At 32.4% G+C, this 22,666-nt stretch carries 23 protein-coding genes and 2 tRNA genes; 9 read left to right on the top strand and 16 right to left on the bottom strand.

Annotated elements, in window-relative coordinates; all coding sequences use genetic code 11:
* Positions 1-4: 4 nt before the first annotated feature.
* The 4 genes from dnaG to FN795_RS10280 all read right to left on the bottom strand — a co-directional run bounded on the left by dnaG (position 5) and on the right by FN795_RS10280 (position 4,637).
* The gene (gene dnaG / locus FN795_RS10295) at positions 5-2,074 is read right to left on the bottom strand and encodes a DNA primase (protein ID WP_142450513.1); all 2,070 of its coding nucleotides are present in this window, start codon (positions 2,072-2,074) and stop codon (positions 5-7) included.
* A 129-nt stretch (positions 2,075-2,203) separates the two neighbouring features.
* Positions 2,204-3,253 carry a hypothetical protein gene (locus FN795_RS10290; protein WP_142450512.1) on the bottom strand — a complete coding sequence of 350 codons (1,050 nt, stop codon included), beginning with the start codon at positions 3,251-3,253 and terminating at the stop codon, positions 2,204-2,206.
* 102 nt (positions 3,254-3,355) lie between these two features.
* On the bottom strand, positions 3,356-4,090 hold the full coding sequence (locus FN795_RS10285; protein WP_142450511.1) for a hypothetical protein: 735 nt from the start codon (positions 4,088-4,090) through the stop codon (positions 3,356-3,358).
* Positions 4,077-4,637 carry an RNA polymerase sigma factor gene (locus FN795_RS10280; RefSeq protein WP_035651736.1) on the bottom strand — a complete coding sequence of 187 codons (561 nt, stop codon included), beginning with the start codon at positions 4,635-4,637 and terminating at the stop codon, positions 4,077-4,079. Before FN795_RS10280 ends, FN795_RS10285 begins: the two co-directional genes overlap by 14 nt.
* A 201-nt stretch (positions 4,638-4,838) precedes the next feature.
* On the opposite strand from FN795_RS10280, the gene FN795_RS10275 reads away from it, so the two are divergent.
* Entirely contained in the window at positions 4,839-5,972 is a 1,134-nt protein-coding gene (locus FN795_RS10275; RefSeq protein ID WP_142450510.1) for a DUF4062 domain-containing protein, read from the top strand.
* A 27-nt stretch (positions 5,973-5,999) separates the two neighbouring features.
* Here FN795_RS10275 and FN795_RS10270 read toward each other — a convergent pair whose 3' ends face one another.
* The gene (locus FN795_RS10270; RefSeq protein WP_142450509.1) at positions 6,000-6,977 is read right to left on the bottom strand and encodes a polyprenyl synthetase family protein; all 978 of its coding nucleotides are present in this window, start codon (positions 6,975-6,977) and stop codon (positions 6,000-6,002) included.
* Positions 6,978-7,134: 157 nt separating this feature from the next.
* On the opposite strand from FN795_RS10270, the gene FN795_RS10265 reads away from it, so the two are divergent.
* Positions 7,135-7,995: a hypothetical protein gene (locus FN795_RS10265; protein WP_142450508.1), complete on the top strand. Its 861-nt coding sequence runs from the start codon at positions 7,135-7,137 to the stop codon at positions 7,993-7,995.
* Between the two features lie 83 nt (positions 7,996-8,078).
* Here FN795_RS10265 and rlmN read toward each other — a convergent pair whose 3' ends face one another.
* The gene (gene rlmN / locus FN795_RS10260; RefSeq protein WP_142450507.1) at positions 8,079-9,122 is read right to left on the bottom strand and encodes a 23S rRNA (adenine(2503)-C(2))-methyltransferase RlmN; all 1,044 of its coding nucleotides are present in this window, start codon (positions 9,120-9,122) and stop codon (positions 8,079-8,081) included.
* 290 nt (positions 9,123-9,412) lie between these two features.
* Between rlmN and FN795_RS10255 the strand changes: the two genes are divergently transcribed.
* The 4 genes from FN795_RS10255 to FN795_RS10240 all read left to right on the top strand — a co-directional run bounded on the left by FN795_RS10255 (position 9,413) and on the right by FN795_RS10240 (position 12,114).
* The gene (locus FN795_RS10255; protein ID WP_142450506.1) at positions 9,413-10,006 is read left to right on the top strand and encodes a YceI family protein; all 594 of its coding nucleotides are present in this window, start codon (positions 9,413-9,415) and stop codon (positions 10,004-10,006) included.
* 196 nt (positions 10,007-10,202) lie between these two features.
* Positions 10,203-10,568, top strand: coding sequence for a hypothetical protein (locus FN795_RS10250; protein ID WP_142450505.1), 366 nt, complete (start codon positions 10,203-10,205; stop codon positions 10,566-10,568).
* Between the two features lie 110 nt (positions 10,569-10,678).
* Positions 10,679-11,320, top strand: a complete 642-nt coding sequence (locus FN795_RS10245) for an O-methyltransferase (RefSeq protein ID WP_142450504.1) — start codon at positions 10,679-10,681, stop codon at positions 11,318-11,320.
* Positions 11,321-11,391: 71 nt separating this feature from the next.
* Positions 11,392-12,114, top strand: coding sequence for a phytanoyl-CoA dioxygenase family protein (locus FN795_RS10240; protein ID WP_142450503.1), 723 nt, complete (start codon positions 11,392-11,394; stop codon positions 12,112-12,114).
* 177 nt (positions 12,115-12,291) lie between these two features.
* Here FN795_RS10240 and FN795_RS10235 read toward each other — a convergent pair whose 3' ends face one another.
* The 7 genes from FN795_RS10235 to FN795_RS10205 form a co-directional block, all read right to left on the bottom strand.
* Positions 12,292-12,855 carry a phosphatase PAP2 family protein gene (locus tag FN795_RS10235; protein WP_142450502.1) on the bottom strand — a complete coding sequence of 188 codons (564 nt, stop codon included), beginning with the start codon at positions 12,853-12,855 and terminating at the stop codon, positions 12,292-12,294.
* Between the two features lies 1 nt (position 12,856).
* Positions 12,857-13,204: a Sec-independent protein translocase subunit TatA/TatB gene (locus FN795_RS10230; protein WP_026730602.1), complete on the bottom strand. Its 348-nt coding sequence runs from the start codon at positions 13,202-13,204 to the stop codon at positions 12,857-12,859.
* Positions 13,205-13,309: 105 nt separating this feature from the next.
* A complete protein-coding gene (locus FN795_RS10225; RefSeq protein WP_142450501.1) occupies positions 13,310-15,556 on the bottom strand; it encodes a M1 family metallopeptidase in 2,247 nt (748 codons plus the stop codon).
* A 66-nt stretch (positions 15,557-15,622) separates the two neighbouring features.
* On the bottom strand, positions 15,623-16,129 hold the full coding sequence (locus FN795_RS10220; RefSeq protein ID WP_142450500.1) for a DUF6702 family protein: 507 nt from the start codon (positions 16,127-16,129) through the stop codon (positions 15,623-15,625).
* Positions 16,126-16,881: a hypothetical protein gene (locus tag FN795_RS10215; protein WP_142450499.1), complete on the bottom strand. Its 756-nt coding sequence runs from the start codon at positions 16,879-16,881 to the stop codon at positions 16,126-16,128. The genes FN795_RS10220 and FN795_RS10215 overlap by 4 nt, the downstream gene beginning before the upstream one ends.
* Positions 16,871-17,599 carry a carboxypeptidase-like regulatory domain-containing protein gene (locus FN795_RS10210; RefSeq protein WP_142450498.1) on the bottom strand — a complete coding sequence of 243 codons (729 nt, stop codon included), beginning with the start codon at positions 17,597-17,599 and terminating at the stop codon, positions 16,871-16,873. Before FN795_RS10210 ends, FN795_RS10215 begins: the two co-directional genes overlap by 11 nt.
* Positions 17,586-18,356, bottom strand: a complete 771-nt coding sequence (locus FN795_RS10205; RefSeq protein ID WP_142450497.1) for a carboxypeptidase-like regulatory domain-containing protein — start codon at positions 18,354-18,356, stop codon at positions 17,586-17,588. The genes FN795_RS10210 and FN795_RS10205 overlap by 14 nt, the downstream gene beginning before the upstream one ends.
* A gap of 164 nt (positions 18,357-18,520) precedes the next feature.
* Here FN795_RS10205 and pepE point away from each other — a divergent pair, with 164 nt between their 5' ends.
* The gene (gene pepE / locus FN795_RS10200; RefSeq protein ID WP_142450496.1) at positions 18,521-19,228 is read left to right on the top strand and encodes a dipeptidase PepE; all 708 of its coding nucleotides are present in this window, start codon (positions 18,521-18,523) and stop codon (positions 19,226-19,228) included.
* A 130-nt stretch (positions 19,229-19,358) separates the two neighbouring features.
* Here the strand turns inward: pepE and FN795_RS10195 are convergent.
* Positions 19,359-19,431 (bottom strand) — tRNA-Gly (locus FN795_RS10195).
* 71 nt (positions 19,432-19,502) lie between these two features.
* A tRNA-Gly gene (locus tag FN795_RS10190) sits at positions 19,503-19,575 on the bottom strand.
* Between the two features lie 135 nt (positions 19,576-19,710).
* Between FN795_RS10190 and FN795_RS10185 the strand changes: the two genes are divergently transcribed.
* Positions 19,711-20,148 (top strand): GNAT family N-acetyltransferase, encoded by a 438-nt coding sequence (locus FN795_RS10185; RefSeq protein WP_142450495.1) that lies wholly within the window; start codon positions 19,711-19,713, stop codon positions 20,146-20,148.
* Position 20,149: 1 nt separating this feature from the next.
* Entirely contained in the window at positions 20,150-21,742 is a 1,593-nt protein-coding gene (locus tag FN795_RS10180; RefSeq protein WP_142450494.1) for a L,D-transpeptidase family protein, read from the top strand.
* On the opposite strand, the gene FN795_RS10175 is transcribed toward FN795_RS10180, so the two are convergent.
* Entirely contained in the window at positions 21,731-22,453 is a 723-nt protein-coding gene (locus tag FN795_RS10175; protein ID WP_142450493.1) for a murein L,D-transpeptidase catalytic domain family protein, read from the bottom strand. The two genes, FN795_RS10180 and FN795_RS10175, sit on opposite strands and share 12 nt — an antisense overlap.
* Between the last annotated feature and the right edge of the window lie 213 nt (positions 22,454-22,666).

Below are 22,666 nucleotides of genomic sequence, written 5' to 3'. Positions count from 1 at the left end.
ATTTTTAGTGATAAGGAACTACGACTCGGCCAAGTTTCTTCGAAAAATTATTGAGCAGTTTCGAATAATCTACCACCATTGACAATACTTCTGAATTATCTTCCTGCGGATCTGTCATCAATGAATTTTTCAAATCATGAATAATTTTTGAAACCAAATACCAGCGCAATGAAAATATAGTGTCTGAAACATTTTGTTCGATAGTTACATTTTTATGTTTCGGAAAAATATTCTGTCCTTCCCAGTCATGAATGACTACTTTTTCATCTTCCATTAAAATATTTGTCACTTCCTGAGCAAATTCTGGAGGTAAATGCATTAAATATTTATCTAAACTGAATGTTTCATTTTGGTTATAAAAATCAATTAAACCGCTGAAGATATTTTGAAATAATGAATTTGATAACTCAATCTCATCTTCCTGCAGACTTAAATATATTTTTTCGAATACTTTATATTCTCTTTTTTCAGAAACCTCTTTTATATTTCCTTCTTCGTCAGCTTTTAAGAAAACATCTTCAAAATTTTCAACAACACTTCCATACAAAAGAAGAATTTCAATGACTTTTCTTTCGAACTCATATAAAATATCTACTTTTTGTTCCTGTACTGCTGAATAACCCTGATCTCCTGGATAATCATAACCTTCCGGCGGTCCAGTTCTTGGATCTTCTGGATCTCCTCCTGAATAACCTGCATTTTGAGGAGGCTGATTTCTATGAACTTCAAAAGGTTTTTGTTCTTGCTTTTGCTTTTTATTAGCTTCTGCAATATCTTTTTGAATCAGCTGTGCCAAAGTGCTCACCAAAACCTGCTCCGAAATATCCATTATTCGAGCACATTCCTGAACATATACTTCACGCTGGATGCGATCTGGAATTTTCGAAATACTGACAACCATATCCCGAATCAAATCGGCTTTTTTTATTGGATCGTTTTTAGCTTCGTTCATTAAAATAGAAGCCTTAAACTGTATAAAATCTTTACTGTTATTTTCTAAATAAGCGACTAATTCATCATGCGAATTTTTTCGGGCGAAACTGTCTGGATCTTCTCCGTCAGGAAAAGAACAAACTCTCACATTCATCCCTTCTTCCAGAATTAAATCGATTCCTCGAATAGACGCACGTAAACCAGCGGCATCACCATCAAAAAGTACGGTAATATTTCTGGTCAAGCGATTAATCAAACGAATTTGATCTGGCGTTAAAGCTGTTCCAGATGAAGCCACAACATTTTCAATTCCGGCCTGACTAAACTGAATTACATCGGTATAACCTTCTACCAAATAACAATTGTTTTGTTTAGCTATCGATTGTTTCGCATGATAAATTCCGTAAAGCACTTTACTTTTATGGTAAATATCACTTTCTGGCGAATTCAGGTATTTTGCCGCTTTTTTGTCATTGGTCAAAATACGTCCTCCGAAACCTAATACACGACCCGACATACTTTGAATAGGGAACATTACACGCCCTTTAAATCGGTCAAACGGACGATCTTCTCTTGGAATTGTTAAACCTGTACTTTCTAAAAATTCTAATTTATATCCTTTCCCTAATGCTTCTTTAGTCAAAGCATCCCAGGTTTCTGGAGAATATCCTAAATTGAATTTTTTGATGGTTTCATTCGTAAATCCTCTTTCTTTAAAATAAGATAAACCAATTGCTTTTCCTTCTTCAGAATTTAACAAAACATCCTGAAAATATTTGGCCGCAAATTCAGAAACCAAATACATACTTTCGCGAATATCTGTATTTGCTTTTTCGGCTTCAGATTGTTCGGTTTCCTCAATTTCGATGTTGTATTTTTTGGCTAAATATCGAATGGCTTCCGGATAGGTAAACTGAGAATGCTCCATCAGGAATTTAACAGAATTTCCGCCTTTTCCTGTACTAAAATCTTTCCAGATTCCTTTTGCAGGCGAAACCATGAACGAAGGAGAGCGCTCATCTGAGAACGGACTCAAACCTTTAAAGTTACTTCCTGCACGCTTCAAATTCACGAAATCGCCAATAACCTCCTCAACTCGAGCAGTTTCAAAAACAGTGTCAATTGTATTTTGTGAAATCAAAACGTAAATTTATTTTTTAAAGTTGAAAGCCTGTAAAAGTACATAAATCCATCCTGAAATTTATTTTAAAACTAAAAAAAGTGCCTCTCACGAAGCACTTTTTCTACTAACTAAACTTAACGCTGTAACTTAATTAAAATCAAATCGAAGTCCCATCGAAATATTGTTTTCCTTAACTAAATTGTCCTGAAACAACGGATTCAAATCGTATTTCACATATAAGCTTAATTCTCTGTAACCAATGTAAGAACTCACGCCGTAAATGAAATTATTTACATTGTATTCGCCTTTTATGGTGCTTTTATATTTTAAATCTTCTTCTTCAAATTTTAAAATCTGTTTTGATTTTACGTTAATTCCGGCATAACCTCCAACTCCAAAACGAAAGCTTTTATGTGTTTTAAAATACGTTTTTCCATCTTTTACTGTTGGTCTTGTAAAATCAAATTCTAAATGCGCAGGAAGCACTAAATAAACATTTCTAAAACGTGATTCAGTCAAATTTACGGCATTGGTTTCAAGATTTGTCTGATTGCCATTTACTACAAAATAGCGATTGTCTGTCGGACGAATATTATTGTACATCAATGAAAGTCCGTATTTAGCATGCAGCAAATTATCGTTTTTCATTAATCTTGAATTATACGTAAAACCCCATTCGTAAAAATGCGAACCTATAAAACTGTAATTAGAATCCTGATATTTACCATCGATCATCGTATTATTTAAACCAAGCGCAAAAACAAATTGAGATGTCGTTCTTCTTTCACCTCGAATAGAATCTTTGTGTTTATTATTATTCCAGTCGTTTTTGTCCCAGTAAATAACGATCTTGCCTTTCTTAGTAGAATCCTGCTCTTTTAGTTTTCCGTCTACTTTTTGCTGAACCAAATCGTTGAGTTCATTTTGTGCCAAAGTCACTTTTTCTTCGATAATTATTGCTCTGGCTTCTGCCAATTCTTTTTTGCGTTTATCAGCTTGTTCCTGCGTAATTTTTCCTTCAGATAATTGAACGTTTACAGCTTCAACTTCTTGTTTTAAAGTTTCTTTTTCTTCTTTGGTAACTTTCTCGATTTTATTGGCAATTTTCTTGGCTTTGGATTCAAAAGTTTCTTGCCCCATAACCTTGCTTACAAATAAGAAAATTAAAATTACGAGATGAATGGTAAAATTTTTCATGATTGATTTTTTAAATTGATTGTGATTGATGATGATTATTTAATTGTGATTGTTAATGGTAAATTGTAAATTCTTGCTTCTTGTTTTTTTTCTCTCAGCTCTTTACTCCTGCTGATTTCTATTTGCCAAAGCCACTTTAACCGTTTGATAGTTTTTATTGACTTTTGTGATTACTTTTTCTCGAAACGATTGTTCTAATTCACCGTCGACTTGATTCAGTAAATCATTGGCATTTACTTTAATTTTTGCTTTTGGTTTCGTCGAATTTTCCGCTACAATTGTTTTTTCAGCCGAATCCAGCAATTGATCCACGTTTTCTTTTTTAGGCGTTTCAGCAATTGTTGTTTGATTATTAATTGATTGTTTTTCTTGATTGTTTTTGATGATGATTGAAGACTCCGCTATTTGATTTGATTCATTTTTATTGATTTTATCTGTTTTTTGATTATTGCTTTTTTCTTCCTTATTTGAAATTTCGTCCGAAGTTTTTTCCGAAACTGCGATTTCTATTTTAGAAGAATTCATGTCATTTAAAATTGGCTTTTCAGCTGAATCTTTTGCAGTTTCTTTTACAACGACAGTATTTTTTGGAGTTTCAACTGCATTTTCTTTTTGATTAAAAAAGAAAGTTCCAACCAATAAAAATCCCACAACACTCGCTGCGATATAAAGCCATTTTTTGCTTGAATCTTGCAGTGAGCGAAGTCGAACTGTAGGTTTCTTTTCTTCGGCAACACTCAACATCGCGTCTAATCTGTCCCATGCTTTGTTGCTTGGTTCAATCTCACGTTTGTTTAGTTTTTCACGGAAATCCTTTTCAAAATTATTCGGTTCCATTATCTTGTTTTTTTAAAATAGTAATTTGTGTTTGCAGCATTTTTCTAGCGTGCGATAATTGCGATTTTGATGTTCCTTCATTAATTCCTAACATCTTGGCAATTTCATTGTGTTTATAACCTTCAATCGCATATAAATTGAAAACCATTTTATAGCCATCAGGCAAGGCATCGATTAAAAACTGAATCTGTTCTACAGTAAACTGGCTGTCGATTTCGTTGAAACTTTCTTCAACAAAAAATTCATCTTCGGCAAATTTTACTTTTTTCTGAACTCTTAAATAAGAAATGCATTCGTTAACCATTATTCGGCGGATCCAGCCTTCAAAACTTCCTTTATGTTCAAAGTTTTTTAAATTCGTAAACACTTTCATAAAAGCCGTTATCATCACATCTTCTGCCAATTGAATGTCCTTTATATATTGTCGGCATACGCTTAACATTTTCGAAGAATACTTACCATAAATCTGCTGCTGCGCCTGACGATTGTTTTCGACAGCCAGCTTTATGATTTTGGTTTCTTCTTGATGTAACGGAATAATTTTCATTAATAAGCTTTCGGTTTTTGGTTTTAGAAACAGACTTCTATTAGCATAGACGATTGTCGATTTAAAATGGTTGCATGAGGGTAAAAAAAAATATACACAAATTAACAAATCATTTAAGATCAATTTTTTACGCTTTTTTTTACAAATAAAGGTAATAGTTCCTGAAATATTTTATATTTACCTTAAATCTAAAATTAAAAAATGATTCCAAGAGTTTTTATAAGTTCAACATATTACGACCTTAAACATGTAAGGGAAAGACTTGAAAAATTTATTGAAAATTATGGTTTTGAACCTGTTCTCTTTGAAAGTGATAAAATAACATATCAACATGGAAGTCCCATTGATCAGTCGGCTTATTATGAAGTTGGACTATGTCATATAATGATATTAATTATTGGTGGACGATACGGAAGTCCTGTAAATTCTTCTAATATTGAAGAAGAACGAAAAAAGTACGATGACGAGTTCATATCCATCACGAGACGAGAATTTGAAACTTCTATTGCCAACAACATACCAGTTCTTATATTCATTGATAAAAATGTGAATTCAGATTATGAGACTTATAAAGAAAATCAAGATTTTTTTGATGATTTATATGCCAAACAAAAAACAGAGAATAAAAAATTCAAATTTGCACATGTTGACCATATAAATATTTTTAAATTCTTAGATATTGTAAAAACTAAACCTATTAAAACATTTGATAAAGTTGAACAAATTGAAAACTATCTAAAAAATCAATTTTCAGGGTTATTTTATTTATACTTAGAAGGGTTAAAAAAACAATCTTCTGATACCAAAATTTTAGATACGATTTCTGAGCTAAACAATATATCCCTTAGAATGAATGAAATGTTGACTTCTGTAGGAAAACAAATTCTTGGTAATGACAAAGAAGAATACGAAAAAGTTATAAAAAAACAATTTGAAATAATGCTTGATTTTTATACTGAGAAATTTAGCTCTTCAATATCCTTTGTTAACACTCTAAGCTCAGAAGAATTAAAAGAGATTGATCTTTTCAAAATTCTTATGGTAATTTACAATGAAGCTTTACTTCTAGAAATTCCTCGTCTTAAAAACTGGACTAAATATGAAGAATGGGCTGATTACAATAAAAATATAGATCAACAAATTTTAAACAAGGTACAAAGTGACATATCAACAGTTGACCCTAGAATTATTTTAAAAAGATTTGATTACCGTAAATTAAATCAAGAATTAAAACAAAAAGTACTTCCTTTTATAAAAGATGAACTAGATCAACAAGAGCTTTTTAAACGTTTAATTAATGCTTTGACTTCAGAACTTGACGAATTACCCTTTTAATAATTAAATCTCATTAATTATTAAAAATTATTTCTTCCTTTCAATAACGTAATTAACCATCAAAGTCAAAGCGTCTTTATACTCAGAATCTTCGAAGTTTTGAAGTAATGAAAGTGCTTCTTGTTGGAATTCGACCATTTTGTTTTCGGCGTAAGCCAAACCATTATTGTCTTTTACAAAGGCGATAACTTCTTTTACGCGCTTTTTGTCTTTGTTGTGATTTTTAATGGAGTTTATCAGCCATTTTTTTTCTTGTGGCGTACAAGTATTTAAAACGTGAATTAAAGGCAAAGTCATTTTTTGCTCTTTAATATCGATTCCTGTTGGTTTTCCGATGGCTTCTTCGCTATAATCAAATAAATCATCTTTTATTTGAAATGCCATTCCGATCAATTCGCCGAATTTACGCATGTTTTCAACCTGAGCATCATCTTCAATTACAGCTTTCGCGCCAAGCGCACAACAGGCTGCAATAAGTGTCGCCGTTTTTTTTCGGATAATTTCGTAATAAACATCTTCGGTAATATCAAGTCTTCTTGCTTTTTCTATTTGAAGCAATTCACCTTCACTCATTTCCCGAACGGCAACAGAAATGATTCGAAGTAAATCAAAATCGCCATTATCAATAGAAAGCAGCAAGCCTTTTGAAAGTAAATAATCTCCAACTAAAACGGCAATTTTGTTTTTCCAAAGCGCGTTGATCGAGAAAAATCCGCGACGGCGATTACTATCGTCAACCACATCATCATGAACTAAAGTTGCAGTATGGATCAATTCGATTACCGAAGCACCACGATACGTTCTTTCGTTTACAATACCTCCAGAAACCATTTTTGCGGTCAAGAAAACAAACATTGGGCGCATCTGCTTTCCTTTTCGATTTACGATATAATACGTAATTCGGTTCAGCAGTGCAACCTTTGAAGTCATCGATTCATGAAACTTTTTTTCGAAAAGTTCCATTTCGTTAAAAATAGGCTGTTTTATTTGGGAAGTAATATTCATTTCGATTTCAAATATACTATTTTTAATAAAAAAACGTTGTCTATTTTATGTTAGTATATCAACAATTTGCTTACTAATATAAATTCACCACCAAAAAACATTCTAGTTAAAGCCTAATTTGAGTTCATTAATTAAAATCACACAAAACTAATTTATTATGAAAACAAAAATTTTCTTTATTGGAACATTAGCAGCTTTATCTTTTTTTGTCAGCTGTAACTCTGATGAAAAAACAAATGACGGATCATCTGCAGCAATTACAAAGGATGAAATCATCAAAAATTCAAAAATTGACGCCTCAATTGATGATGTTACAAATATTGCCGAAGATCAATTTAGCGCACAACAAAACGTAACTGCAAAACCAAGCGGACCGGTAAAAAATTTCCTTCCGAGTTGTGCTACGATTACAACAGTCTTAACAAACAATACCTGGACAAGAACTGTCGATTTTGGTGTTGAAGGCTGCACACTTGAAAACGGAAATACAGTAAAAGGAAAAATGGTTATTTCTTTTTCTAATGATTTTTCGACTTCAACACAAACCATTAGTTATACTTTTGATGGATTTTATCATAATGGCAAAAAACTTCAAGGAAGCAAAAGCATAGTAAGAACTGTAAAAACAACCGATTTACTTGCAACTGCACATCCGGTTTTTACTGCCGCAATCGATATGACAATTACTTTTGATGACGGCGGCGTTTATACTCGAAAAGGCACACTGGTTAAAGAACAGGTCGAAGGTTTTGATACTTGGTTCAACTGGGATGATAATGCTTATTTAGTAACTGGAAGCGGAACAACAACTTTCCCTAACGGAGATACTTTTTCTGCTGAAATTACTACCCCATTGCAATTTAAAGCATCATGCAAAAAATCTATTCCTGTAAAAGGAGTTTTATCTGTAACCAAAAACGGAGCTACAGCTGTTGTTGATTATGGCGACGGAACATGTGATACACTTGCAACAATTACAAAAGATGGCGTAACAGAAGAAGTTGATTTGAAAAAATAATCCTTTTTGCCCAAAGAAAAAGCATTAAAAACAAGAATATTTCTCGTTTTTAATGCTTTTTTAATTATTAAAAAAATATAAAATTAAGCTTCTTTATTTGCCAATTGCCCGCAAGCTGCATCAATATCTTTTCCTCGGCTGCGTCTTACTTTCACCACAACTCCAATATTCTCTAAAGCTTTTATATAAGCCATAATTGATTCTTCTGAAGCTTGTTGAAATTCTCCGTCATCAATTGGATTATATTCGATTAAATTGACTTTACAAGGAACATATTTACAGAATTTAACCAACGCATCAACCGAAGCTTTATCATCGTTGATTCCTTTCCAGACAACATATTCGTAGGATATTTTGCTTTTTGTTTTTCGGTACCAATATTCTAATGCTTCACGCAAATCTTTCAAAGGGAAATTTTTACTGAAAGGCATAATCTTCGCACGAATTTCATCTATTGCCGAATGAAGTGAAACAGCTAATTTGAATTTCACTTCATCATCGGCCATTTTTTTGATCATTTTCGGAATTCCTGAAGTCGAAACCATAATACGTTTTGGCGACATTCCTAAACCTTCAGAAGATGTAACCATATCGATTGCTTTAATGACATTGTTGTAATTCATCAAAGGCTCACCCATTCCCATAAAAACAATATTTGAAAGCGGGTGATTATAATATAAACGGCTTTCTTTGTCAATTGCCAGAATCTGATCGTAGATTTCTCCAGGTTCCAGATTTCGCATGCGCTTTAATCGCGCAGTAGCACAGAAATTACAATCTAAACTGCAACCCACCTGACTCGAAACACAGGCTGTTGTTCTGGTTTCTGTCGGAATCAAAACTGATTCTACCACCAAACCATCGTGCAAACGAACAGCATTTTTTACTGTTCCGTCACTGCTGCGTTGCATCGTATCAACCTTAATATGATTGATTACAAAATTTTCTTCAAGCATTGAACGCGTTGTTTTGGCAACATTGGTCATGTCTTCAAAACTATGTGCTCCCTTACTCCACAACCATTCATAAACCTGATTTCCGCGGAAAGCTTTGTCATTATTTGCGACAAAAAAATCGCGCAATTGCTCTTTTGATAAGGCTCTTATGTCTTTTTTCTCCATTTGCATGGTGCAAAGTTAAGTTATTTGTTCATTTCTAATGTTATAAACTATAGTTCAATCTTGAAAAATCAAACAACAAAAGGTTAAAATTGATTGTAAACGACATTCTATAAAAAAAATCAACTTTATGAATATTGCATTTTAATTATACGTTTTTAATAAAATCCTAACCATGATTTTTATCAGCTCTTGCCCGATTTGTTCGTAATACATTTGATCCAAGAAAAAGATAGTATTTATAATTAAAGCCAAACTGAATTATAAACTATCAAGATTTAACTAAATACCACATACAAATGAAAACGATCAAATCAATTTTATTAGCCGTAGTTATTACATTATCAATACAAGCAAACGCTCAAAAAAGATATTCTTTGACAAAATCAACTTTTGAAGTAGCTGGAACATCTAATATACACGATTGGGTAATGCGATCTTCAGATGGAACCGGCAGTGCAATTTTAACTATTACCGATTCAAAATTAACAGACATCAAAAACTTATCTATAACATTACCAGCCGAAAGCATAAAAAGCAGCAAAACGAGCATGGATGACGTGGCTTATGAAACTTTGGACACGAAAACACATAAAAACATCAAATATGTTTTAAAATCTGCTGATAAAGTAAATGAAACAACATGGATTTTAATCGGGACTTTTACTATTGCAGGTGTTAGCAAGGATTTTAAAACTCAGGCAAAAGTAATGACCAATGACAACGACACTTTTGTACTTCAAGGATCAAACCGAATGAATTTTACTGATTTTGAAATGACTCCTCCATCAGCAGCGCTTGGAGTTGTAAGAGCTGGTAAAGAAATTACTGTTCTTTTTAATATTACATTAACTGATTTTGCAAGAAATGAAAATGTTTTGGTTATAAAATAAGATGTTTAGCAAGGAGTTAAAAAAATCTTAAAGTAAATTGGTTTCAGTCCTAAACAGAAAAATTTGGCACAGGAATTGTCTTGCACCTAAAAGAAATATAATCTTACAAAGCGCGCAACAATTTTAAAATTTGTATTTTTATTATTTCAACGATATAACCTTTTATTTTTTAATAAACCTAAAAAGACAATTCATTATGAAAAAACAAATTTTAAGCTTAGCTGTTGTTGCTTTATTAGCTTTCGCTGTACAATCATGCGAGAAAAAAGAACCAAAACCTGCAGATGAAGAATTAACTCTTGGAAACAAAGTTGACTCATTGACAACAGATATTGAAGAAGTAAAAGACAGCGCAGTAAGCAAAACTGAAAGTGCCGCTCAGGATGTTAAAGACGCAACAAAAAAAGCAGCAGATGATGTTGAAACTGCAACCAAAAAAGCAGCCGACGATGTAAAAGATGCCACTAAAAAAGGCGCTCAAAAAGTTGAAAATGCAGCAAAAGCAGCAAAAGACGGAACTGTAAAAACAGCAAAAGAAGTAAATGAAGCATTGAAAAAATAATTTCATTTAAAATTGAATCGAAAACCATTCGCCAAAACGAATGGTTTTTTTATGTCCAAAAAAGAGCTATTATTTTTGTATTTTTGCATCAAATTTATAAGACTTTACAAATGCATTTTATTTCACAGGAACTTGAAGATTATATCGAACAGCATTCAGAAAACGAACCGGCTTTATTAGCAAAACTTAATAAAGAAACGTATCAAAAAATTCTTTTGCCAAGAATGCTGAGCGGGCATTTTCAAGGGCGTGTTTTGAGTATGTTGTCTAAACTGATCCGTCCTGTGAATATTCTTGAAATCGGAACTTATACAGGCTATGCAGCTTTATGTCTATGCGAAGGAATGCAGGAAAATGGGCAACTTCATACTATTGATATTAAGGAAGAATTAGTTGATTTTCAGAGAAAATATTTTGATGCCTCGCCTTGGGGAAAACAGATTTTTCAGCATTTGGGCGAAGCGATTGATATTATTCCGACTTTGGATGTAAAATTTGATTTGGTTTTTATTGATGCCGATAAAGAAAATTATCTGAATTATTGGGAAATGATTGTTCCGAAAATGAATAAAGGTGGTATTATTTTATCCGACAATGTTTTGTGGAGCGGAAAAATTCTGGAACCAGTTCATCCAAATGATATCAGTACAAAAGTTCTTTTAGAATACAATCAGCTTTTAAAAGATGATCCTAGAGTTGAAACGGTTTTATTACCCATTCGTGATGGATTGACAGTAAGCAGAGTACTTTAAAAAAGATTCTAAGTTTCCCAAGATACTGAGACACTAAGTTTTTCTTTTTACATTTTTTAAAATCTATTTAAATGAAGTATTCAAACGAAGTAGAAAATGAGGGTTTCTCAATAATAAATAATGTTTTTACAGAAAATGAAATTGAAAATCTAATTTCATTGATTGAAAATAAAACAGAAAACAATCCTGAAAATGATACTTTCAGGAAATCTCAGGATTTATTTGCTATCAGACAATTTCATAAAGAAATTCCTGAAACATTGCCTTATATTTTTAACCAAAATTTGCAGAACATTATTGAGCCAATCTTTGGAAAAGGCTATTTCATAACCAAATCCATTTATTTTGACAAGCCTGAAAAATCAAATTGGTTTGTTGCTTATCATCAGGATTTGACAATTTCGGTTGATAAGAAAATTGATGTTGAAAATTTCGAAAATTGGACAATAAAGCAAAATCAATTTGCAGTACAGCCTCCTACAGAAATTTTAGAAAACAATTTCACTATCAGAATTCACATTGACAAAACGACCAAAGATAATGGTGCTTTAAAAGTCATCAATAATTCTCATTCAAAAGGAATTTTGAGAATTGAAAATCTTGATTTCAAAAAAGAGAAAGAAACTATTTGCGAAGTTGAAAAAGGTGGCATTATGATTATGAAACCGCTATTGTTTCATGCTTCAAACAAAACCACAAATAATGAAAGACGAAGAGTCATTCATATCGAATTCAGTAAACAAGAACTTCCTAATGGATTGGAATGGAGTGAAAAAACAATAATCCAAAATTGATTCTACATAAAACAAGTCCTAGCCCAGATTGAAGTGAAAAGCCCGGAACTAAAAAAATAATTTTTGTTGCCAAAAAACAGCGACCAACGGAAGCTCGTTTTATGGTTTAGAAAATATTTTTTTTAATAATCCCGATAGCTATCGGGATGAAATGGAAAGCTGGAAAAGCTGCTAAAGCTATCCTGGAAAATATTGTGGTTTCAATTTTCTGTACACTAAATAAATCAAAGACCCAAAAAGTGCTCCGAAGAAATATCCAGCCAAAATATCACCTGGATAATGCAATCCTAAATAAATACGGCTGTAAGCAAAAATTAACGGCCATAAAAAGATAAATCCTAAATACTTGAAACGACTTTTTAAAACCAAAAATAAAAAGGTTGCAACAGCCATAGTATTTGCAGCATGTCCAGAGAAAAAACTATAGGATTGTCTAACCTGAACAATACGAATAATCGATTTTAATTCAGGATTATTACATGGACGCAAGCGCTCAAAAGTATGTTTGAATAAATTACAAGTCTGATCTGTGAAAGCGATCAAAACGGCAATAAAAAGCAATAAATACAAGGTTTGTTTTCCTCCTATTTTTTTATAAATAAGATAAAACATCAATAGAAAAAGTGGTGTCCAATACAACTGCTGTGTAATAATCAGCCAAAGTTTATCGTATGTTTCAGAACCTAAACCATTCAGATACACAAAGAGATTGGTATCTAATTCTTGTATTTTTTCAAGCATATTACATTTGACGTTTTATAGGTCCCGAAAGTGAATCAATATCTTCTTTTACTTTATCAATTTCTGTGGCAGTATCTCCTAAAAGATTTCCTGAATCTCCTATGATATTGGATTTTGCCTCATTGATCTGAGCATTGATATTGCCTGTTATACTATTAAGCGATTTGGTGTCAAGACCATTTGCCTCGGCTCCTTTTTGAATCTCGCTTTTAATATCGTTAGTTGCATTTTTTAATTGCGCCATAGCTTTTCCCATTGTACGGGCAATTTCTGGCACTTTATCTGAACCAAAAAGCATTAGCACTATAAACAGTATGAAAACTAATTCTCCTCCTCCTATACCGAACATATCTTTTATTTTTACGTGGTCACAAAGATATTAAATTTTGCTGCGTAGAGTTTTAAAATTTACTTAAAAAAAAAGACTCTTTTCAGAGTCTTTTTCGTTTTATTCTTAATCAAATTTTGATTTTTCTTCTGTTTTTGGCCAAGCATTGTTTGTTACATCAATATCAGCAGTCATTAATTTTGGGTCAATCTGGATACTTTTGATTGCTTTTGAAGTCGCATAAACTTTTTTAGCTGTATCATTATTCTTTCTCCAAATTTGTGCTGGATATTGGTAATTATCTTTTGAACCATCCTCGTAAGTAATCTCTACTAAGATCGGCATAATCATTCCTCCTGGTTTATTGAACTCTACTTCGTAGAAATATTTGGGAGATTTTAAACCTGCTTTTTCTTCTGCTGTAAAAGACTGATTTACGTAATCAGATAATAATTTTACGTCATCAACTTTTAATGCTTTTTTGCTAGAAGCGTTAACTTCTGCATTATCTCCAGAAACTAAGTAAACAAAAGGTCCTTTGTCTAAACCAAAACGTCCTTTTCTAACTTTAACATCTTTTAAATCAGCAGTTGGAGTTTCAGAAACATAATATTGTTTTACGTCTTTAATTCCAATATCTACGAAATCAGTTGAGTAAAACCATCCTCTGAAAAACCAATCCAAATCAACAGCTGAAGCATCTTCCATTGTTCTGAAGAAATCTTCTGGAGTTGGGTGTTTGAATTTCCATCTGTTTGCGTATGTTCTGAATGCATAATCAAACAATTCTCTTCCCATAACCACTTCTCTTAAAATATTAAGACCTGTAGCTGGTTTTCCGTAAGCGTTATTTCCAAATTGAGCAATTGTTTCAGAGTTTGACATAATTGGCTCTAAAAACTTTTGGTCACCGCTCATGTAAGGAACAATATTTTTAGCTGGCCCACGTCTTGATGGGAAATTTGGATCTAATTCTTGTTCAGCTAAATATTCTAAGAACGAGTTTAAACCTTCATCCATCCAAGTCCATTGACGTTCGTCTGAATTTACAATCATTGGGAAGAAAGTGTGTCCTACTTCGTGAATAACAACACCAATCATTCCGTTTTTCACCTCTTTGCTTGTTACTCCATTTTCGTCAGGACGACCAAAATTCCAGCAAATCATTGGATATTCCATTCCTTGATCTTCTGCCGAAACAGAAACTGCTTTTGGATAAGGGTAATCAAATGTGTGAGATGAATAGCTTTTTAAAGTATGTGCAACTGTCATTGTTGAAGTTTCTCCCCAAAGCGGATTAGCTTCTTTTGGATAAACAGATTCAGCCATAACAATTTTACCGCCTAATTTTACCGCCATTGCATCATAGATGAATTTTCTTGAAGATGCAATTCCGAAATCACGTACGTTTTTAGCGCTGAATTTCCAAGTTTTTTTCTTTTCAGAAAAACCTTTTTCAGCTGCTTCAGCTTCAGCCTGAGTTACAATTACAACAGGTTTGTCAAAAGATTTTTGAGCCTGCTCGTAACGCTTAACTTGTTCTGCAGTAAAAACTTCGCTTCTGTTCATTAATTCTCCTGTTGCATCAATTACGTGATCTGCAGGAACTGTAATATTTACATCGAAGTTTCCGAAAGGAAGAGCAAACTCTCCGCTTCCCCAAAACTGCATATTTTGCCAGCCTTCAACATCATTATAAACTGCCATTCTAGGATAGAACTGTGCAATTACATATAATTTATTTCCGTCTTTTTCGAATAATTCATAACCAGAACGTCCGCCTTCTTTTCTATAATTATTAACGTTGTACCACCATTTAATAGCTAAAGAAATTTTTTCTCCTGGCTTTAAAGGCGATGCAAGATTAATACGCATCATTGTTTCGTTGATGGTATAAGACATCGGATTTCCTTTAGCATCTTTTACCTGCTCAATGTTGAATCCACGCTCTAGATCTTTTTTAAGGTATTTATTTGCAAATCCTTCAAGCGGCAAAACCTGATTAAGTTTTTCTCCTTCTGCTAAAGAAGTTTGTCCGTTTGCTCTTGCCTGATTTTGATCCAGCTGAATCCATAAATATTCTAAACTGTCTGGTGAATTATTAGAATAAGTAATAACCTCAGAACCTGTTATTTTAGAATTTTTATCATCAAGTTCGATATCAATCTTGTAATCAGCCTGTTGTTGGTAATACGCTGGTCCTGGTGCTCCAGATGCCGTACGAAACATATTTGGAGTTGCCAGCAAATCATACATTTGACTGAATTTGTTTGTGTCGTACTTTCCTTGTTGCCTTGGAACTGTTGGTGTATTTGCTTTTTCCTGAGCAACTAGCATTGCAGGAAAAAGTAATAATAATGAAAGTTTTTTCATAAAAGCTTAATGGTAATTTTATCAGGGTGTGAAAATAACAATTAAAATGATAATTTCACCCTCCCATTAATACTTTAACACTTCTTTCCTTGAAGATTCTGTAAAAAGCACACTCTTTTTGGTACCAAATGCTGAAATATGTGTAATGTTTTGTTGTTCAGCATTCCAATCAACCAAAATAGAGTTTAAAATTTCGAGTGTTTTAAATTTATCAATATCTTTTATTCGGGAATAACAAACCAACACATCATCTGACTCCACTTCTTTAGATAAAAAAGTTATTGCTTTTGACTGACCGTTTACTTTAATAATAAAATTTTCAGCCAAATATTTTTTTAAAAGCTCAACATCTTCAGGAGTTTCCTTATCAGTACCGACAAATGTTTTTTTATGGTATTTTTTTTCTAAACCCTTATTCAAATCGTCTACAAAAATGCGGGAAGTGATTTGAATCATTTTTTTTTCAGAGGCATAATTCACCTGAAAAACACCCATATAAAACTTATGAAATGCGAATGCAGAAAGCGATAAAAACAATATCCCAATTAAAGGATAAATTAATCTATTTTTCATTTTTGAACAACGTTCGATTTTTTAAATTCTTTATTCTTATTGATTAAAAAGTCAATCAACTCAAATTTTTGATCAGGATTAACGTGTCTTTTAGATTCTGGATCATTAGAGCAATACATTAAAAACAAATCTATTTCATCTTCTTTTAATTCTAAGGTTTTAGTGAAAAAATCAGGTTTGAAATTATCTTTGGTATAAGCAACAAAAGCAATGTCTGATATTTCTTCTTCTTTTACATCGTCCTTTTTCCTCAAAAGTTTTTTGACATCTTTAAAAATTCTAACAAAATCAGTTCCATATTTAATAGTCTGATCAGAATACATGACCGTATTTTTCGCCGTCGACTGTTTGTCATCTTCAAATTGCATATCCACAATTGCCTGCGACCCTACCCCTAACGTTTTAACTTTTAACTCTTTATGAACAACAACTTCTTTCAGTTGGTTGTTTACCAAATCTAATGGCACAACAAAAAGAATTTGAGCACAATCTTTTTCAGTCAATACAATTTTTTTTGACTGAAAAGCCATTCCCGTAAACACTAAAGTGTCTTTTGGTCTTGCCAAAATATCAAACAAACCTCCAGCCCCTATAAACGTTCTGGTGTTCGCATTAATATTCATTACATGACCACTTTCTATTGATAATGATGTATTTACCACTTGTCCATGAAGTGGTATCCTGGCCGTATTTTGCCCCAACGCAATTTGACAAAACAAGCAAACAACGAATACTGATAAACTATTTTTCATTTTCGAGGATAATTAGATATTTTCTGGCTAAATCTGTGATCAAAAACATACTCATTGTTTTGTTCTTTGTATTCAAAGATACGGCAAATTGAGCATCATCCACACAAAATAATTGAAATCCTTTGATGTCATCGACAGGAATTTTCAATCTTTCCGTATAATAATTCTCTTCAAAAAGATATTCTAGTTTCCTAAAAAGCATTTCTTTTTTCTCCACAACCACTTCTTTTTTGAGCATTGCAGTACGTCCAGAAATTTTATTCAATATTTTATCAATTGAGGTCGAAGTGGCTGTGTAAACTTTTCTCTCTGCAGGCGTGTACGTTTTTTGTCCTTGCGGAACAATTCCAAGGTTTTCAGTAGTAATAGAGGGATTTTCATTTACAACAACCTCCTTCAACTCAATTTCTTTAGCTGTCATTTTGATCTGAAGTTTATCCAGAGCCAAATCTTCGACAGTAATTCTATGTTTAAGCGGATCTAAATTTACAGATGAAAAAACAAGCACATCGCCTTCCTTAACAGCAATAGAAAACATTCCGTTTACATCTGAAATTGTCGAAACCTGCGTTGTGTTATTGATAATATTCACGCCATCAACAGAAGTTGATTGTTCAAAAATTTGCCCGAGAATTTCTTTTCTGACCAAATTTTGACCAAAACCAAACTGAATCAAAAACAAAAAGAAGATTATATGTAAAGTATTATTTGATTTCACTTGCAATCATTTCTTTATATTTAGTAGCCAATTCTGCTAGCAAAAATTCGGTTGATGTTTTATTTTTTGAATTTAAAATAACGGTAAACTTATCATTCTCAACTGCGTAATATTCAAACCCTTTTACATATTCCAAAGGAATTTTCAATCGGTCAACAAAATGCTCTAAACTGAACATTCGCTCCAAAAGTTTCATAAAAGCTTCTTTTTTCTCTACTTCGGCTTCTTTTTTAAGCATAGCTGTTCTTCCCGAGAAAAAATTCAGCAATGGATCTGCCGAAATAGATCCTCCTGCCATACCATTGCTACTGTTCGCTTCAGGATTTAAAGCTGTCGCCGTATGCAATCTTCTTTCGGCCTGAGTATATGTTTTTTGTCCATATGGAACAATCCCTAGTGACTCCGCATTTATTCCATTATAATTCCTGACCACAACTTCTTGTAATTGATGCATAACCATACTCAATCTAACAGTAAAATCAATATCAGAAAAATTATCCACAGTTAATAAAATTCTTTTTTCTTTAAATTGAATTGATGAAAAAACCAGCGTATCACCTGCATTTGCTAAAATCGAAAAACTCCCTAAAGCATCAGTCACAGTCATTGCTTCAGTCTGAGCATTAACCACGTAAACACCTTCCAGGTCAGAATTGCCGGAAGCGATTTTTCCACTGATTAAAGTTCGTTCCTGAACTTGCGAGCTAACATTTTGCCCCCAAACAACAAGTAAAAAACAAGCAATTTTATTTATCAAAATAATGAAAATTTAAAATTATTCTTAAAGCCGTAAAAATATCTTAATGTATTCCAAATTTAGTATTAAGGACTTGGTAAAAATATGTTAATTAAAGCCTGATAATCATCATCAAAATCAGAGTTTTTAATATCTTTAGCCTACAGAATCTGATTTTAAAAATTATGAAAAGCGTTATTATTGCCAGCACTTCTACCCTCCACGAAGGCAGTTACTTAGAGTATTTATTACCGACATTACAATCTCATTTTAAAAATTGCAAAAATCTTTTATTTATTCCATATGCGCGTCCTAGCGGCATTTCGCATGACGATTATACTCAAAAAGTTTCTGAAGCTTTTGCAAAAATCAATATTACCGTAAAAGGAATTCACGAATTTGAAGATACTCAAGAAGCTATTAAAAATGCAGAAGGAATTTTTACAGGCGGAGGCAACACTTTTTTACTGGTAACACAATTATATAGACATAACATTATGCAGCTTCTTTCTGAAACTGTAAAAAATGGAACGCCATATTTAGGGACTAGTGCCGGAAGCAACATTTGCGGACTATCAATGCAAACAACAAATGATATGCCTATCATTTATCCTCCAAGTTTCCAAACTTTAGGATTAATTCCATTTAACTTAAATCCGCATTATTTAGATCCAGATTTACAGTCAAAACATATGGGAGAAACGCGCGAAACCAGAATCAAAGAATTTCATGCTTTCAATTCGATTCCCGTTTTAGGTTTAAGAGAAGGAAGCTGGCTAGAAGTAAAAGGAGAAAAAATCACTTTGAAAGGAAATCTTACGGCGCGTTTATTCAAACAAAACGAAACCCCAGTTGAATTAGAAACTGAAAGCGACTTAAGCACTTTGAAATAATTTTTCCACCATATAAACTATATAAGTTCATTCAATAAAGCTTTTGCAGAAAACTTACTTATTAATTTATATGGTTTTAAAAAAGAATAAAAACAAAAAAGCCTCAAAACAATGTTTGCGGCTTTTGAAGAGCGAAAGACGAGGCTCGAACTCGCGACAACCAGCTTGGAAGGCTGGAGCTCTACCAACTGAGCTACTTTCGCATTAACAGGGTGCAAATATAAATAATTTTAATTTCTAAAAAAATAAAAATCTAAAAATTATTTATTTTTAGAGCGAAAGACGAGGCTCGAACTCGCGACAACCAGCTTGGAAGGCTGGAGCTCTACCAACTGAGCTACTTTCGCATTGGTGGTGCAAATATAAAAAGAAAGTTAAGTTCAAAACAAGCTTTTGGGCAAAAAAATTCAATAAAAAACAACAATAATTTATAACACATTTAAAATTAAAAAGTTATAAATTGAAAAAAATTAAAAAAAATCATGAGTATTATTAAAGAAATCCCATCAAAAGAAACTTATATCGTTCGTCAACCTGTTTTAAGAGCAGGAAAACCTATAGAAAGTTGCATCTTTGAAGGTGATGATTTAGAGACAACCCATCATTTTGGTTTATTTGAAAACGATAATTTAACAGGAATTATTTCGTTATTTTATAAAATCAATACTATATTTGCCGAAAAAAATCAGGCTCAAATTCGCGGGATGGCCGTTTTAGAAACATATCAAAAAAAGGGATTTGGAGAAGCTTTAGTCAAACATTGTGAAACCTATTGCAATGAAAATAAAGTCGAATTGATTTGGTTTAATGCAAGAACCGCCGCTGTTGGCTTTTATAAAAAAATGAATTACCAGACTCTGGGTGAGGCATTTGAAATTAAAGATGTTGGCGAACACTATTTGATGTATAAAAAATTATAAAATGAAGAAACTTTACTTTTTTTTGGCAATATGCATATTTATCGGTTGTAAAAAAGAAGAGCCGAAAATTATTCCTATTGTCAAAAAAAAGGCTCCGGCAATTATTCTTACAGACGAAAGATCAGTCGAAATTGACACCGCAATAATTGGTTCATATAAAAGTGAAACACTTAAACAATTTTATAATTCATCTGAAAATAAAACTGTTTGGGGTAATCTAAAAAAAAGAACTTATGTTTTATCACAGTTGCAAAATTCAGATAAATTAGGCTTAGAACCAGAAGATTACAAAGCTTCACAATTACAAAAATTTGAAAAAAGAATTGGTTCTCTAAGTGATAAAGACTTGGCAACTTATGACATTTTACTAACTTATAATTTTGAAAAATACCTAAATCATCTTTTCAAGGGAAAGTTAGATCCTAAGAAATTATACACGGATTGGGATTTGGACGAAAAAATTCTTGACGTGAATGATGTTCTTATTAAGGCTTTCAACAAAAACAAATTAGATAGTATTGTCGATAACATTCAGCCAAAATCAGAAACTTATAAAGAATTACTTAAAGCGCTAGAAATCATTGATACTTTTCCGGATGACAATATTGAAAAGATAACTACTGATTCTTTGACAAAAAAAATAAGTTTAAATGAGAGCAATGCTGCGCTAATCAACATCAAAAAAAGATTGCTTTTTTGGGGAGACATGACTGGAAAAGATAGTTTGACTACCATTTACAACAAAAAAACATTTGAGTCAATTAAAAAATTCCAGGAACGACACGGTTTAGCTTCTGACGGAGTTATTGGCCAGGGAACAATCAGAGAGCTCAATTATTCAAAAGAAAAAAGAAAACAACAAATCATTGCCAATTTAGAACGTTGGAGATGGTTTACAACCGATTTTGCCGAAAATTATTTCATAATCAACATTCCGGATTATAGCTTAAATGTTGTTGAAGTTCAAGATACTACTTTAGTAAGAAATATTGTTGTTGGGACAAGCAAAAGAAAAACTCCTATTATAACATCAACATTAAGAACAGTCGTTTTTAACCCAACTTGGACAGTACCACCGACTATTTTAAAAGAGGATGTTGTTCCCGCAATGAAGCGTAATCGTAATTATTTAGCCAATAAAAACATTACTATATATGATACTTCAGGAAACGTTGTTGAGCCAAATTCCTGGAACGAAAACAAACCTAACAATTATCGATACGTACAAAGTCCAGGCTACACTAATTCATTGGGCGTTATGAAAATTTTATTTCCAAATCATCATAGTGTTTATTTGCATGATACCAATCATCGCAACTATTTTGGAAGAAGCAACCGTTCTTTAAGTTCCGGATGTGTTCGAATAGAAAATCCTTTAGAACTGGCGGAACATATTTTAAACGATACAGTACGATTTTCAAAAGTAAAAATTGACACTATAATTGCTTCTAAAAAAACAGTGAGTTTCAAGATCACAAAAAAATATGCTTTATATCAATGGTACTGGACAGCTTGGAGCAAAAAAAATCAGCTCATTTTCAGAGCTGATATTTATAATCTAGATTCGGATTTGTATGCTAAATTAAGAGATTAACCTTTCTTCCATCGAGAAACTTCTTGATGGATGATAAATATACAAACACGATTTGCCTTTTATAGTTTCAATTATTTCGTCTCTCAGTTCAAAAGGAATAGCAGGACAACCTTGGCTTCTGCCTAATCTTTTATGATTTCTTATAAAAGATTCTGATACATAATCAGCACCATGCATTACCACTCCTCTTTCACGGGCGTTGCTGTTATATCCTCTTTCTAATCCATCCAGACGTAATGATGCTCCATGTTTTCCCTGATAAATTTCACCTGTGGCATAAAAACCAAGACTGCTTTTATAAGAAGAATTATTATTAGAAAATGAAGAAGCAAATTCTTCTCCGGTATTTCTTCCGTGAGCCACCAATGACTGAAACAGTATAGTATTAGTCGACAAATCAATCACCCAAAGGCGTTTACTATTTGATGACATACTAAAATCAATCAGCGTTAAAATGTCTTTTTGAACTATTCCTCTTTCTTTTAAAAGGTAAAATCCTTTCAAAGCTTCAGAAAAAGTTTTAAGTTCTGGCAACTGAAAATGGTTTGCGTTTAAATTGTCATACACATTTTCAATTTTAGCATCAACTGTAAGTTTTGCAACTTTAGCAATACTTTTTGTTGCTGTAGTTTTAATTTCGGGAGTGCTTTTTGAATCTTTACCAAAAGACAACAGGAAAAACACAAACAAGGGATAAATTTTGTAAATCATTGAATTTCTTTAGGTTAATACTTAAATTTGGGTAGGGCAAAAATATAAAAAAATTAAAGCGTCTGAAACTCAACACAGTGAATCCATGCTTTTTTACTGAAATTTTAACAGTATAACAGTAAAAAATTTGCATTTTATAAGAAAAACTGATTTTTTTGTAAGATATTTACCACTGCAAAAAATCTAAACGTTTTAGAGCATTTTCTTAAAGAA

This window comes from Flavobacterium resistens (assembly GCF_900182645.1).
GTDB lineage: Bacteria > Bacteroidota > Bacteroidia > Flavobacteriales > Flavobacteriaceae > Flavobacterium > Flavobacterium resistens.
Note: the sequence above shows the minus strand (reverse complement) of the source record. Positions and strands in the feature narration are given on the sequence as shown.